At 64.5% G+C, this 13379-nt stretch carries 12 protein-coding genes; 11 read left to right on the top strand and 1 reads right to left on the bottom strand.

The window, feature by feature from the left end; translation table 11 throughout:
- Positions 1-765, top strand: coding sequence for a TerB family tellurite resistance protein (locus DN387_RS18280; protein ID WP_043863761.1), 765 nt, complete (start codon positions 1-3; stop codon positions 763-765).
- Here the strand turns inward: DN387_RS18280 and DN387_RS18275 are convergent.
- A complete protein-coding gene (locus DN387_RS18275) occupies positions 762-1766 on the bottom strand; it encodes an alpha/beta hydrolase family protein (RefSeq protein WP_054915956.1) in 1005 nt (334 codons plus the stop codon). The genes DN387_RS18280 and DN387_RS18275 overlap by 4 nt on opposite strands.
- A 94-nt stretch (positions 1767-1860) precedes the next feature.
- Here DN387_RS18275 and DN387_RS18270 point away from each other — a divergent pair, with 94 nt between their 5' ends.
- The 10 genes from DN387_RS18270 (at position 1861) to DN387_RS18225 (ending at position 13369) form a co-directional block, all read left to right on the top strand.
- Positions 1861-4263 (top strand): transporter substrate-binding domain-containing protein, encoded by a 2403-nt coding sequence (locus tag DN387_RS18270; RefSeq protein WP_054915955.1) that lies wholly within the window; start codon positions 1861-1863, stop codon positions 4261-4263.
- Between the two features lie 2 nt (positions 4264-4265).
- Entirely contained in the window at positions 4266-4895 is a 630-nt protein-coding gene (locus DN387_RS18265) for a response regulator transcription factor (protein WP_043863764.1), read from the top strand.
- Between the two features lie 270 nt (positions 4896-5165).
- Entirely contained in the window at positions 5166-6290 is a 1125-nt protein-coding gene (locus DN387_RS18260; RefSeq protein ID WP_043863765.1) for an ABC transporter ATP-binding protein, read from the top strand.
- 40 nt (positions 6291-6330) lie between these two features.
- Positions 6331-7362, top strand: coding sequence for an ABC transporter substrate-binding protein (locus DN387_RS18255; protein ID WP_054915954.1), 1032 nt, complete (start codon positions 6331-6333; stop codon positions 7360-7362).
- A 65-nt stretch (positions 7363-7427) separates the two neighbouring features.
- Positions 7428-8675: an ABC transporter permease gene (locus DN387_RS18250; RefSeq protein ID WP_043863767.1), complete on the top strand. Its 1248-nt coding sequence runs from the start codon at positions 7428-7430 to the stop codon at positions 8673-8675.
- Between the two features lie 11 nt (positions 8676-8686).
- Complete coding sequence (locus DN387_RS18245) at positions 8687-9514, top strand: ABC transporter permease (protein WP_043863768.1); 828 nt, start codon at positions 8687-8689, stop codon at positions 9512-9514.
- Between the two features lie 160 nt (positions 9515-9674).
- Positions 9675-10349 (top strand): ribulose-phosphate 3-epimerase, encoded by a 675-nt coding sequence (gene rpe / locus DN387_RS18240; protein ID WP_043863783.1) that lies wholly within the window; start codon positions 9675-9677, stop codon positions 10347-10349.
- Positions 10346-11161 carry a phosphoglycolate phosphatase gene (locus tag DN387_RS18235; RefSeq protein WP_043863769.1) on the top strand — a complete coding sequence of 272 codons (816 nt, stop codon included), beginning with the start codon at positions 10346-10348 and terminating at the stop codon, positions 11159-11161. The genes rpe and DN387_RS18235 overlap by 4 nt, the downstream gene beginning before the upstream one ends.
- A gap of 70 nt (positions 11162-11231) precedes the next feature.
- A complete protein-coding gene (gene trpE, locus DN387_RS18230) occupies positions 11232-12713 on the top strand; it encodes an anthranilate synthase component I (RefSeq protein WP_043863770.1) in 1482 nt (493 codons plus the stop codon).
- A 62-nt stretch (positions 12714-12775) separates the two neighbouring features.
- The gene (locus DN387_RS18225; protein ID WP_043863771.1) at positions 12776-13369 is read left to right on the top strand and encodes an aminodeoxychorismate/anthranilate synthase component II; all 594 of its coding nucleotides are present in this window, start codon (positions 12776-12778) and stop codon (positions 13367-13369) included.
- Positions 13370-13379 lie beyond the last annotated feature (10 nt).

The following is a 13379-nucleotide window of genomic DNA, read 5'->3' as shown; positions in this document are numbered from 1 at the left end:
ATGTTGTGGCCGAGCACAGTGATTGGTGCCGGAGCGGGTTTTGCCATCGCCAGCATTCCAGGGGCGTTGCTGGGGGCATTGCTCGGTCAGGCGATGGACCGCCGTCTGCAACTGCATAGTTGGGCGCACCTGCGCGAGCGTCTGGGCGGGCGCGCGGTGCTGCGCGACGACGAAGTGCTGTTCGTGCTGCTTGGGCGCCTGGCCAAGAGTGAAGGGCGGGTGGTCGACGGACATATCCAGCAGGCGCGTCAGGAAATGCAGCGCCTGGAGATGAGCGAACCGGCACGTCTGCGCGCGATTGCCGCATTCAACCGGGGCAAGAGCGGCAGCGAGCGCCTGCACCCGCACCTGCGTCGCCTCAAGCAGCAACCCCATGCTGCCGAAGGCTTGCTGCGTGCCTGCTGGCGCATGGTCTGGGCCGATGGCCGGGTAGGGCGTCACGAGCGCGAACTGCTGATGCAGTGGGGGCAGCAGTTGGGTTGGTCGACGACCCGGGTGCAGGCACTGGCCAGCGACTACGAGCCGCACCGGGCGGCCCTGGGCAATCAGGGCATCAGCTATCCCGAGGCCCTGCGCTTGCTGGGGGTGTTACCCGAGACCGAGCCTGTACAGGTCAAGCAGGCCTACCGGCGCCTGCTCAGCCGGCATCATCCGGACAAACTGGTGGGTAGCGGCGCGAGCCCGGCGCAGGTGCGCGACGCCACCGAGCGTACCCGTGACCTGCATCAGGCCTACGCGGTGGTACGCAAGCGGCGCGGCTTCTAGTCGACCGCTTGCGGGCTCAGCCAGCCGCGAATGCGGCGGAACAGTTGCTCCTGCTCGGCAGCCTGGTTGCCGGGCATGGCCGTCAGGGCGACCTGGTGGTAGCTGCTGTCCTTGAGTCGCTTGCTGGCCTGCAGGCGGTTCACGGCCGCCTGCCTGGCGCCGGCCTGGTTGGCATAGTAGAAGTCGGCGATCGGCAGCTTGAGCGTGGCGGCCAGGCTGTCGAGGCTGTGTTCGACGCGGGCCGGGTTCTGCGCAGCGACCATCACCAGCTTTTGCACCTGCGGCGGTTGCCGTTCGCTGATGTAACGGGCTGACCAGTAGGCACCGCTGCCGCTGCCCAGCAGCACCACACTGCGTGCGTTCTGCTGCTGTGCGTAGGCGACGGCGGCATCCAGGCGGGCGAAGATACGCTCGGCGTCGGCCTTTTCACTGGCCGCCGGATCGGTACTGGCGGGCGCTTCGGCGCTTTCGCTGTTTTCGGTTTCTGCTGCGGTGGCCTGGGCGATGTTGGCATTAGCATCGGCCGGCGTGGCCTTGGCCGGTGCGCCCTTCACGTCCTTGTCCGGTTGCGGGGGCGGTGCCGGGGTTTCCTTGCGGGCCACCGGGCTCTCGGCCAGCAGATCCGGCAGGCTCAGGCTCAGACTGGCCCACTTTGCATCGGGGAACTTGCGCCGCAGGGGGCCGACGGTGCGTGGCCAGTCGGCGCTCTCGCCGGCACCCGGGACGATGATCACCACGCCTTCGGGTGCCGGGGTGTTGGCAGGTTTCCACAGAGCCAGGAAGCTGTCGCTGCCGGCCTGCAGGGTTTGCTGCTCGTCCTTGGGCACTTGCCGCTCCAGGGCCTGGGCGTCTTCCTGGCTGCGCTCGGACAGCGCCTGGCGCGTGGCCGGCGCGGCATCGGCGTCGGCGGCCGGCGTTTCCTGCGCCAGAACTTGTGCGGTACAAGGTAGTATCAAGGACAGGCATAGCGCCGAAAGCGCCGTGCGTTTGAGTACGAACATTGATCGATCCAGGCCAGAGTGATACCGGCAGCCTAATGGTATTTGTCGACGACGGCCATGTTCGATGGCGGTCCCTTCATTGACGAGATTCAAGATGATGCGTTTGCGCTGCCTGTTGTTTATCGGCTGCTTGTGCTGGCCCTTTATGGCGAACGCGGAGCAGGCATCCTTACCGGCTGCGGTACGCCTGGACCCGGCGCAACAGCAATGGCTCGACCAGCATCGCAGCTTGCGGGTGGGCCTGGTGTTGCAGGCTCCGTTCGCGCAGTTCGACCGGCGCCTGCAGCAGCTGTCAGGTGTCAACGTCGAGCTGATGAACTGGCTGGGCAGGGCATTGGACCTGGACCTGACGTGGCGCAACTTCCCCGACCAGGCCGCGCTCGAGCATGCCCTGGCCGGCGGCGAGATCGACCTGGCGCCAGGGCTGACCCAGACCCCGGCCAGCCTGCGTCGCTGGTTGTTCAGCGACCCCTACATGCGCGTACCGCAGTTGATCGTGGGCCCGCGCAACGGCTCGATGGCAGTGGACCTGGAGCGGCTCGCCGAAAACGAGCGAGTGGCGGTGCGCATGCCCAGTTCGCTGGCCGACTATCTGCGCGCGACCTATTCCAACCTGAATCTTCAAGGCGTGCCGGCCGAGCGCCAGGCCTTGCAGCTATTGCTCAGCGAGCAGGTGCGCTACGCGGTGCTGGATGAAGCGCAGTTGAGCCGGTTGTCGCGCGAGAACGAATTCAGCGATCTGGTGGTGGTGGGCGACATCGGTTTGCCGCAGTTGCTGCGGGTGGGCTCGCGGCGTGACTGGCCGATACTGGCCGACATCATCGAGGTCGGCCTGCAGGCCATCCCGGCCAAGGACCTGGAGCAGTTGCACAACCGCTGGCTGCAACCCCGCTACCCGCGCCTGAGCGAGTCACCGGGGTTCTGGCAGAACCTGGCGTTGCTGTTCGCGGCGCTGTTCTTCAGTTGCGTCTTCATCGTGATCTGGCAGCGGCGCCAACAACAGCAGTTGGAACTTAATCTGCTGGCTGCGCGGGAAAACATCGCCAAGCGCCTGGCCCGCGAAGAGGCGCTGCGCCTGAGCCAGTTCTCCCTCGACCAGAGCACCGTGGGCATCCTGTGGGTGCATTGGGACAGCCATGTGCGCTACGCCAACCGCGCGGTCGAAAGCATGCTCGGCTATACCTCGGGGGCGCTGAACGATCGCCCGCTGATCGATATCGAGCCCAACCTGCACATGGACCGCTGGCTGGACCTGTGGAAGCGTGCACGGGCCAGCGACGAGGCGGCGCAGCGCTTCGAGACCCAGTGCCTGCGCGCCGATGGCAGCCTGGTACCGGTGGATGTGTCGTTGAGCTTCTTGCGCTTTCGCGATGCCGAATACCTGGTGGTGTTCATCAATGACGTCACCGAGCGCCGCCGTGCCCTGGCGGCGCTGCGCGAGAGCGAGGCGCGGCTCAAGGGCATTGCCGGCAACGTGCCGGGGCTGGTGTTCCGGCTAGAACGCAACCCGGCGATCGGCGACCTGGAGTTCCCCTATATCAGCGAAGGCAGCGAGGCCCTGGTCGGCTACTCGCCCATTGAACTGCAGCACCCGGACATGGGCTTGCGCAACCTGGTGCACAGCGAAGACCGCGCCGACTATCACCGCGTGCAGGACCAGGCGCTGGCCACCGACCAGGACTGGTCGTGGCAGGGCCGCATCGTCACGCGCCAGGGTGAGCAGCGCTGGGCCGACATCAAGGCCAGTACCCGCAATCTGCGCGACGGCCGCGTGGTGTGGGACGGGGTGGTATGGGACATCAGCCAGAGCAAGCGCGCCGAGCTGGAACTGGCGCGCTCCCAGGAGCAGCTGCGCGAACTGTCGGCGCACCTGGAGAGCGTGCGCGAGGAAGAGAAAGCGCGGATCGCCCGCGAGGTGCATGATGAGCTCGGGCAGATGCTGACCGTGCTCAAGCTGGAAACCTCGATGTGCGAGCTGGCCTATGCCGGGCTGGACCCGGGCCTGAACGAGCGCCTGGGCAGCATGAAGCGCCTGATCGCGCAGCTGTTCCAGCTGGTGCGCGACGTCGCCACGGCCTTGCGCCCGCCGATTCTGGATGCCGGCATTGCCTCGGCCATCGAGTGGCAGGCCCGGCGTTTCGAGGCCCGCACGCAGATCCCGTGCCTGGTCGAGGTACCGGACAACCTGCCGCCGCTCAGCGACGCCAAGGCCACCAGCCTGTTCCGCATTCTGCAGGAGGCCCTGACCAACGTCATGCGCCACGCCCACGCGCATACTGTGCAGATCAACCTGGGCCTGGACGGTGCGATGCTGTGCCTGACCATCAGCGACGACGGCGTGGGTTTCGTGCAGAGTGACCAGCGCCCGACCTCGTTCGGCCTGGTGGGCATGCGCGAGCGCGTGCTGATGCTGGGCGGCAGCATGCGCCTGGACAGCGAACCGGGCGAGGGCACCACGTTGAGCGTACGCATCCCCCTGAACAACGACAGGAGCTGACAGTGATTCGAGTATTGGTTGCCGAAGACCACACCATCGTGCGCGAGGGCATCAAGCAGTTGATCGGCCTGGCCAAGGACATGCAGGTGGTGGGCGAGGCCGGCAATGGCGAGCAGTTGCTCGAAGCCTTGCGCCACACCGAATGCGAGGTGGTGTTGCTGGATATCTCGATGCCGGGGGTGAACGGGCTGGAGGCGATACCGCGAATTCGCGCGTTGAGCGCGCCGCCGGCGATCCTGGTGCTGTCGATGCATGACGAAGCGCAGATGGCGGCGCGGGCGCTGAAGATCGGCGCGGCGGGGTACGCGACCAAGGACAGTGATCCGGCGCTGCTGCTGACCGCGATTCGCCGGGTGGCGGGGGGCGGGCGCTACATCGATCCGGACCTGGCCGACCGCATGGTGTTCGAGGTGGGGCTGACGGATTCGCGCCCCCTGCACTCGATGCTGTCGGAGCGCGAGTTCTCGGTGTTCGAACGGTTGGCCCAGGGGGCGAACGTCAACGACATTGCCCAGCAGCTGGCGCTGAGCAACAAGACCATCAGCACCCACAAGGCGCGCCTGATGCAGAAGCTGAATGTGACTTCGCTGGCCGAGCTGGTGAAGTATGCGATGGAGCACAAGCTGGTGTGAGTGTTCCAAAAACGACATCGGGTTGATCCCTTCGCTGGCAAGCCAGCCGCCACAGGTTCGGCGTGTACCGACAAACCTTGTGGGGGCTGGCTTGCCAGCGAAGGGGGCAGCACGGCTATCAACGTGTCTGAAAACGCCACCCTTGTAGGGCAATCCCTACCCGCAAGTTTCCATCCGGCTGATGGCATTCTCTCAGCACCCCCGATTTGCGCCACCTTCTGCCTTCTCTAGTCTTGGGTCACAGCAGTCATCCAACAAGAAGGTGCAGGTATGAGTGAGGTGAATTCGAACGCTGCAACCGGCGAAGTGCTGGTCAGCTTCCGTGGTGTGCAGAAGAGCTACGACGGCGAGTCGCTGATCGTCAAAGACCTGAATCTGGATATTCGCAAAGGCGAGTTCCTGACCCTGCTCGGCCCCTCGGGCTCGGGCAAGACCACCAGCCTGATGATGCTGGCAGGGTTCGAAACCCCTACCGCCGGCGAGATCCTGCTGGACGGGCGTTCGATCAACAACGTGCCGCCGCACAAGCGCGACATCGGCATGGTGTTCCAGAACTATGCGTTGTTCCCGCACATGACCGTAGCCGAGAACCTGGCCTTCCCGCTGAGCGTGCGCAACCTGAGCAAGACCGACATCAGCGAGCGGGTCAAGCGCGTGCTGAACATGGTGCAGCTCGAAACCTTCGCCCAGCGCTACCCCGGCCAGCTTTCCGGCGGCCAGCAGCAGCGTGTTGCGCTGGCTCGCGCCCTGGTGTTCGAACCGCAACTGGTACTGATGGACGAACCACTCGGCGCCCTCGACAAGCAGCTGCGCGAACACATGCAGATGGAAATCAAGCACCTGCACCAGCGTCTGGGCGTGACCGTGGTCTACGTGACCCACGACCAGGGCGAAGCGCTGACCATGTCCGACCGCGTGGCCGTGTTCCACCAGGGCGAAATCCAGCAGATCGCCGACCCGCGCACCCTGTATGAAGAGCCGAAGAATACCTTCGTGGCCAACTTCATCGGCGAGAACAACCGTATCAACGGGCGCCTGCTCAGCCAGACCGGCGATCGCTGCCTGGTGGCGCTGCCCCGTGGCGAGAAGGTCGAGGCACTGGCCGTCAACGTCGGCCAGCCGGGCGAGCCGGTCACCCTGTCGATCCGTCCGGAGCGCGTGCGTCTGAACGGTCACAGCGAAAGCTGCGTCAACCGCTTCTCTGGGCGGGTGGCCGAATTCATCTACCTGGGCGACCACGTGCGGGTGCGTCTGGAAGTGTGCGGCAAGGCGGACTTCTTCGTGAAGCAACCTATCGCCGAACTCGACCCGGCCCTGGCCGTGGGCGATGTGGTGCCACTGGGCTGGGAGGTCGAGCACGGTCGCGCACTCGATCCTATTCTGGAAGCCCAGTGAGGATCGCCTCACCCATCCCAGCAACGCGGAGAGAACAATAATGAACAAACACTTGAAGCTGACCGCTCTGACCCTGGGCCTGTTCGCAGCAAGCCAGGCCATCGCCGCCGACCTGACCGTGGTCGCATTCGGGGGGGCCAACAAGGCCGCCCAGGTCAAGGCGTTCTACGAGCCGTGGGAAAAGGCCGGCAACGGCAAGATCATCCCCGCCGACTACAACGGTGAAATGGCCAAGGTCAAGGCCATGGTCGACACCAAGAGCGTGAGCTGGAACCTGGTGGAAGTGGAGTCGCCGGAACTGGCCCGCGGTTGTGACGAAGGCATGTTCGAGCAGCTCGACCCGGCCCTGTTCGGCGATGAGTCCGACTATGTGGCCGGCGCCATCCAGCCGTGTGGCGTGGGCTTCTTCGTGTGGTCGACCGTCATGGCCTACAACGCCGACAAACTCAAGACTGCGCCCACCAGCTGGGCGGATTTCTGGGATACCCAGAAATTCCCGGGCAAGCGCGGCCTGCGCAAGGGTGCCAAGTACACCCTGGAATTCGCGCTGATGGCCGACGGCGTGGCACCGAAAGACGTCTACAAGGTGCTGGGCACCAAGGAAGGCCAGGACCGCGCCTTCAAGAAGCTCGACGCCCTCAAGCCAAACATCCAGTGGTGGGAAGCAGGTGCACAGCCGCCGCAGTACCTGGCCTCGGGCGACGTGGTGATGAGCTCGGCCTACAACGGTCGCATCGCTGCGGTGCAGAAGGAAAGCAACCTGAAGGTGGTATGGAACGGCGGTATCTACGACTTCGATGCCTGGGCCATTCCGAAGGGCGCGAAAAACCTCGAGGACGCCAAGAAGTTCATCGCCTTCTCGATCCAGCCCGAGCAGCAGAAGGTGTTCTCCTCGAACATCGCCTACGGTCCGGCCAACAGCAAGGCCGTGGCGTTGCTGACGGACGAGGTCAAGAAGGACATGCCGACCACGCCGGAGAACATCGCCAATCAGGTGCAGATCGACGTGGTGTTCTGGGCTGACAACAGCGAGCAGCTGGAACAACGCTTCAACGCCTGGGCGGCCAAGTAAGCCGTGCCAATGGGGCGTCGGCATCGTGCTGACGCCTCTTGTTTCCAAGATTTTCGGAGTTCGCTATGGCCATCGCAGTGCCCCTGAACGAAGGCGCAGGTTCCAACCTCAAGAAGCGCCTGGCGCGTGCTGAACGCGTCAACCGCTGGAAGGCAAAAGCATTGATCGCACCGCTGGCAGTGTTTCTGCTGCTGGTTTTCATCGTGCCGATCGCCGCGCTGCTGTACAAGAGCGTCGGCAACCCCGAGGTGGTTGGCGGCTTGCCGCGCACCGTCGCCGCGGTGGCTGAATGGGACGGCAAGAGCCTGCCTGGCGAGGACGTGTACAAGGCCCTCAGCGAAGACCTCGCCGAATCGCGCAAGAACCAGACCCTGGGCGATGTTTCCAAGCGTCTGAACATGGAGCTGGCCGGCTACCGCAGCCTGCTGGCCAAGACTGCCCGGGCCCTGCCGTTCAAGACCGAGCCGCAATCCTACAAGGATGCGTTGCAGGAGCTGGACGAGCGTTGGGGCGACCCGGCCTACTGGCAGGCGATCCGCCGCAACACCAGCAGCGTGACGCCGTTCTACCTGCTGGCCTCGGTGGACCACCGTATCGATGACCTGGGCGAGCTTGCGCCGACCACCCCGGACCAGGCCATCTACCTCGACATCTTTGCCCGCACCCTGTGGATGGGCCTGGTGATCACCGTCATCTGCCTGGCGTTGGCGTACCCGCTGGCCTACCTGCTGGCCAACCTGCCGACCCGGCAGAGCAACCTGCTGATGATCCTGGTGTTGCTGCCGTTCTGGACCTCGATCCTGGTGCGGGTGGCGGCGTGGATCGTGTTGCTCCAGTCCGGGGGGCTGATCAACAGCGGCCTGATGGCGCTGGGGCTGATCGACAAGCCGATGGAACTGGTGTTCAACCGTACCGGCGTGTACATCTCGATGGTCCACATTCTGCTGCCGTTCATGATTTTGCCGATCTACAGCGTGATGAAGGGCATTTCCCCGACCTACATGCGTGCGGCGATCTCCCTGGGTTGCCATCCGTTCGCCAGCTTCTGGCGGGTGTACCTGCCGCAGACCTATGCCGGCGTCGGCGCAGGCTGCCTGCTGGTGTTCATCCTGGCGATCGGCTACTACATCACCCCGGCACTGCTGGGCAGCCCGAACGACCAGATGGTCAGCTACTTTGTCGCCTTCTACACCAACACCAGCATCAACTGGGGCATGGCCACCGCGCTGGGCGGGTTGCTGTTGCTGGCCACCGTGCTGTTGTACCTGATCTATAGCTGGCTGGTTGGCGCAAGCCGCCTGCGTCTGAGCTGAGGAGCGTTGTCATGCTGAGCCCTTACATGTCGCCCGTCGAACGGGTCTGGTACTACAGTTTGCGCATCCTTTGCGGGCTGGTGCTGCTGTTCCTGGTGTTGCCGGTACTGGTGATCATCCCGTTGTCGTTCAACTCGGGGAGCTTCCTGGTGTATCCGCTGCAAGGCTTCTCGCTGCAGTGGTACCAAGACTTCTTCGGTTCGGCCGAGTGGATGCGCGCCCTCAAGAACAGCATCATCGTGGCCCCGGCCGCGACGCTGCTGGCAATGGTGTTCGGCACCCTGGCCTCGATCGGCCTGACCCGTGGCGACTTCCCCGGCAAATCGCTGGTGATGGCGCTGGTGATCTCGCCGATGGTAGTACCGGTGGTGATCATCGGTGTGGCCAGCTACCTGTTCTTCGCCCCGCTGGGCCTGGGCAACAGCTTCACCTCGCTGATTCTGGTGCATGCGGTGCTGGGTGTACCGTTCGTGATCATCACGGTGTCGGCCACCCTGCAGGGCTTCAACCACAACCTGGTACGGGCTGCGGCCAGCCTGGGCGCCTCGCCGGTCACCACGTTCCGCCGGGTGACCCTGCCGCTGATCGCCCCGGGTGTGATCTCGGGGGCCCTGTTTGCCTTCGCGACGTCGTTCGACGAGGTGGTGGTGACGCTGTTCCTCGCCGGGCCGGAGCAGGCCACGCTGCCACGCCAGATGTTCAGCGGTATCCGCGAGAACCTGAGCCCGACCATTGCTGCAGCGGCGACCTTGCTGATCGCGTTCTCGGTGGTGCTGTTGCTGACCCTGGAATGGCTGCGCGGGCGTGGCGAGAAGCTGCGTACCCAACAGCCGGGCTGAAACAGATGACCCTTCGCCGGCGGGGCTGGCTCCTGTAGGAACCGGCCTTGCCGGCGAAGTGGGCACCACCGATCCTGATCCAGGCTTGATGCCAGTCAGCCCCTGACGGTTTGCCTGAGGTACAATGCGCGCCACCGTGATTCTGCCCAACAGGTGCGCCATGCAGCCCTACGCTATTGCCCCCTCCATCCTCTCAGCCGACTTTGCCCGCCTGGGCGAAGAAGTCGACAAGGTGCTCGAAGCCGGCGCCGACATCGTCCACTTCGACGTGATGGACAACCACTACGTTCCCAACCTGACCATCGGTCCGATGGTGTGCAGCGCCCTGCGCAAGTACGGCGTGACCGCGCCGATCGACGCACACCTGATGGTCACCCCGGTGGACCGCATCATCGGCGACTTCATCGAAGCCGGCGCCACCTACATCACCTTCCACCCCGACGCCACCCTGCACGTCGATCGCTCGCTGCAGCTGATCCGTGACGGCGGCTGCAAGGCGGGCCTTGTGTTCAACCCGGCTGCCTCGCTGGATGCGCTCAAGTACGTGATGGACAAGGTCGACATGATCCTGCTCATGAGCGTCAACCCGGGCTTTGGCGGCCAGAAGTTCATTCCGGCCACCCTCGACAAGCTGCGCGAAGCCCGCGCACTGATCGATGCCAGCGGGCGTGATATCCGCCTGGAGATCGACGGTGGGGTCAACGTCAACAATATCCGTGAAATCGCCGCTGCTGGCGCCGACACCTTCGTGGCCGGCTCGGCGATCTTCAATGCCCCGGACTACAAAGAGGTGATCGCCAGGATGCACGCCGAACTGGCCCTGGCCCGCCCATGAGCGGCTTCGAGCAGCTGTTCCCCGGGGGCCTGCCCAAGCTGGTGATGTTCGACCTGGATGGCACCCTGATCGATTCGGTGCCGGACCTGGCGGCCGCCGTGGATCACATGCTGCTCGAAATGGGGCGCCAGCCCGCCGGTGTCGCCGCCGTGCGCGAATGGGTCGGTAATGGTGTGCAGGTGCTGGTGCGCCGCGCCCTGGCCGGCAGCATCGAGCATGCCGGGGTGGACGACGATGAGGCCGCGCGCGGGCTCGAGCTGTTCATGCAGGCCTATGCCGACAACCATGAATTGACGGTGGTCTACCCCGGCGTGCGTGACACCCTCAAGTGGCTGCACAAGCAGGGCGTGGAAATGGCCCTGATCACCAACAAGCCGGAGCGCTTCGTCGCCCCCTTGCTGGACCAGATGAAGATCGGGCGATACTTTCGCTGGATCATCGGCGGCGACACCCTGCCGCAGAAGAAACCCGACCCCGCCGCATTGCTGTTCGTGATGCAGATGGCCAACGTGGCGCCGGCCCAGGCGCTGTTCGTGGGCGACTCGCGCAGTGATGTGCTGGCGTCCCGGGCGGCAGGGGTGCAATGCGTGGCGCTCAGCTACGGCTACAACCATGGCCGCCCGATCAGCGAGGAGTCGCCCGCGCTGGTGATCGATGACCTGCGCGCGCTGCTGCCTGGTTGCTTAGATTCGGCCACTGAGCTAATGTCGGACGATCAATCCCCCCCTGATAGAGATTCCATCGTGGTGGCACCCGGCAAACTCTGGATGAAAGTCATCAAGGCCCTGGCCCGTTGGCGTTGGCGCGCCTGACTTTTTTCTGGCCGGCCTGATCCGGCGCGTTTGCCTGTACGACCTATTGCCCCATTGCCACGAGGCTATCATGACCCGCGAAGAATTCCTGCGCCTGGCCGCTGCCGGCTACAACCGCATTCCCCTGGCCTGCGAAACCCTGGCCGACTTCGACACGCCGCTGTCGATCTACCTGAAACTGGCCGACCAGCCCAACTCCTACCTGCTCGAATCGGTGCAGGGCGGCGAGAAGTGGGGGCGTTATTCGATCATCGGCCTGCCATGTCGCACCGTGTTGCGCGTACATGACCATCAGGTGCGCATCACCCATGACGGTGTCGAGATCGAACAGCATGAAGTCGAAGACCCGCTGGCCTTCGTCGAGACGTTCAAGGAACGCTACAACGTACCGACCATCGACGGCCTGCCGCGCTTCAACGGTGGCCTGGTGGGGTATTTCGGCTACGACTGCGTGCGCTATGTAGAGAAGCGCCTGGGCAAGTGCCCTAATCCCGATCCGCTGGGCGTGCCGGACATCCTGCTGATGGTGTCGGACGCCGTGGTGGTGTTCGACAACCTGGCCGGCAAGATGCACGCCATCGTGCTGGCCGACCCCGCCCAGGACAACGCCTACGAAAATGGCCTGGCGCGTCTTGAAGAACTGCTCGAACAACTGCGCCAGCCGATCGCCCCGCGTCGCGGCCTGGCCCTGGGCGGCCCTCTGGCTGCTGAGCCGGAGTTTCGTTCAAGCTTCACCCAGGCCGACTACGAACGCGCCGTCGATACCGTCAAGGAGTACATCCTGGCCGGCGACTGCATGCAGGTGGTGCCCTCGCAGCGCATGTCCATCGACTTCAAGGCCGCGCCCATCGACCTGTACCGCGCGTTGCGCTGCTTCAACCCCACGCCGTACATGTACTTCTTCAACTTCGGCGACTTCCATGTGGTGGGCAGCTCGCCGGAAGTGCTGGTGCGGGTCGAAGACAACCTGGTCACCGTGCGCCCGATCGCCGGCACCCGGCCGCGTGGTGCCAACGAGGAGGCCGACCGAGCGCTGGAGCAGGACCTGCTGTCGGACGCCAAGGAGATCGCCGAGCACCTGATGCTGATCGACCTGGGCCGCAACGACACCGGTCGCGTTTCCGAGACCGGTTCGGTCAAGGTCACCGAGAAGATGGTGATCGAGCGTTACTCCAACGTGATGCACATCGTGTCCAACGTCACCGGCCAGCTCAAGCAGGGCCTGAGCGCGATGGACGCGCTGCGCGCCATTCTGCCCGCCGGTACCCTGTCGGGGGCGCCGAAGATCCGCGCCATGGAAATCATCGACGAGCTGGAGCCGGTCAAGCGTGGCGTGTACGGCGGCGCCGTCGGCTACCTGGCCTGGAACGGCAACATGGATACCGCCATTGCAATCCGCACCGCCGTGATCAAGGACGGTGAGCTGCATGTGCAGGCCGGTGGCGGCATCGTCGCCGACTCGGTGCCGGCGCTGGAGTGGGAAGAAACCATCAACAAGCGTCGGGCGATGTTCCGCGCGGTAGCCTTGGCTGAACAGACACCGCTCAGCTGAGAAGGGCGCCGCTGCGGCGCAACACAGAATTCAGAGTCGCCAGACTCAAGAGGTTGACCCAGATGTTACTGATGATCGACAACTACGACTCCTTCACCTACAACGTCGTGCAGTACTTCGGCGAGCTGGGTGCAGAGGTCAAGGTCATTCGCAATGACGAACTGACCATCGCCCAGATCGAGGCACTGCAACCCGAGCGCATTGTGGTGTCCCCTGGCCCGTGCACCCCGACCGAGGCCGGTGTATCGCTCCAAGCCATCCTGCACTTTGCCGGCAAGCTGCCGATCCTGGGCGTGTGCCTGGGCCACCAGTCCATCGGCCAGGCCTTTGGCGGTGATGTGGTACGCGCGCGCCAGGTGATGCACGGCAAGACCAGCCCCGTGTCGCACATCGACCAGGGTGTGTTCGCAGGCTTGAACAACCCGTTGACGGTGACCCGCTACCATTCCCTGGTGGTCAAGCGCGAAACGCTGCCCGAGTGCCTGGAAGTGACTGCCTGGACCACTCTGGACGACGGCTCGGTCGACGAGATCATGGGCCTGCGTCACAAGACACTGAACATCGAAGGGGTGCAGTTCCACCCCGAGTCGATCCTCACCGAGCAGGGCCACGAGCTGTTCGCCAACTTCCTCAAGCAGACCGGCGGCCGCCGCTAAGGATTTGACA

Source organism: Pseudomonas sp. FBF18, from assembly GCF_024261405.1.
Taxonomy (GTDB): Bacteria; Pseudomonadota; Gammaproteobacteria; order Pseudomonadales; family Pseudomonadaceae; genus Aquipseudomonas; species Aquipseudomonas palmensis.
The sequence above is the reverse complement of the archived record's forward strand: the minus strand, read 5'-3'. Positions and strand labels throughout refer to the sequence as shown.

What these genes read in the sequence shown, in the direction of transcription:
- DN387_RS18280 (WP_043863761.1), top strand. Translation starts at nt 1, where the DNA reads ATGTTGTGGCCGAGCACAGTGATTGGTGCCGGAGCGGGTTTTGCCATC.
- DN387_RS18275 (WP_054915956.1), bottom strand. Translation starts at nt 1,766, where the DNA reads ATGTTCGTACTCAAACGCACGGCGCTTTCGGCGCTATGCCTGTCCTTG.
- DN387_RS18270 (WP_054915955.1), top strand. Translation starts at nt 1,861, where the DNA reads ATGATGCGTTTGCGCTGCCTGTTGTTTATCGGCTGCTTGTGCTGGCCC.
- DN387_RS18260 (WP_043863765.1), top strand. Translation starts at nt 5,166, where the DNA reads ATGAGTGAGGTGAATTCGAACGCTGCAACCGGCGAAGTGCTGGTCAGC.
- DN387_RS18255 (WP_054915954.1), top strand. Translation starts at nt 6,331, where the DNA reads ATGAACAAACACTTGAAGCTGACCGCTCTGACCCTGGGCCTGTTCGCA.
- DN387_RS18250 (WP_043863767.1), top strand. Translation starts at nt 7,428, where the DNA reads ATGGCCATCGCAGTGCCCCTGAACGAAGGCGCAGGTTCCAACCTCAAG.
- DN387_RS18245 (WP_043863768.1), top strand. Translation starts at nt 8,687, where the DNA reads ATGCTGAGCCCTTACATGTCGCCCGTCGAACGGGTCTGGTACTACAGT.
- rpe (WP_043863783.1), top strand. Translation starts at nt 9,675, where the DNA reads ATGCAGCCCTACGCTATTGCCCCCTCCATCCTCTCAGCCGACTTTGCC.
- DN387_RS18235 (WP_043863769.1), top strand. Translation starts at nt 10,346, where the DNA reads ATGAGCGGCTTCGAGCAGCTGTTCCCCGGGGGCCTGCCCAAGCTGGTG.
- trpE (WP_043863770.1), top strand. Translation starts at nt 11,232, where the DNA reads ATGACCCGCGAAGAATTCCTGCGCCTGGCCGCTGCCGGCTACAACCGC.
- DN387_RS18225 (WP_043863771.1), top strand. Translation starts at nt 12,776, where the DNA reads ATGTTACTGATGATCGACAACTACGACTCCTTCACCTACAACGTCGTG.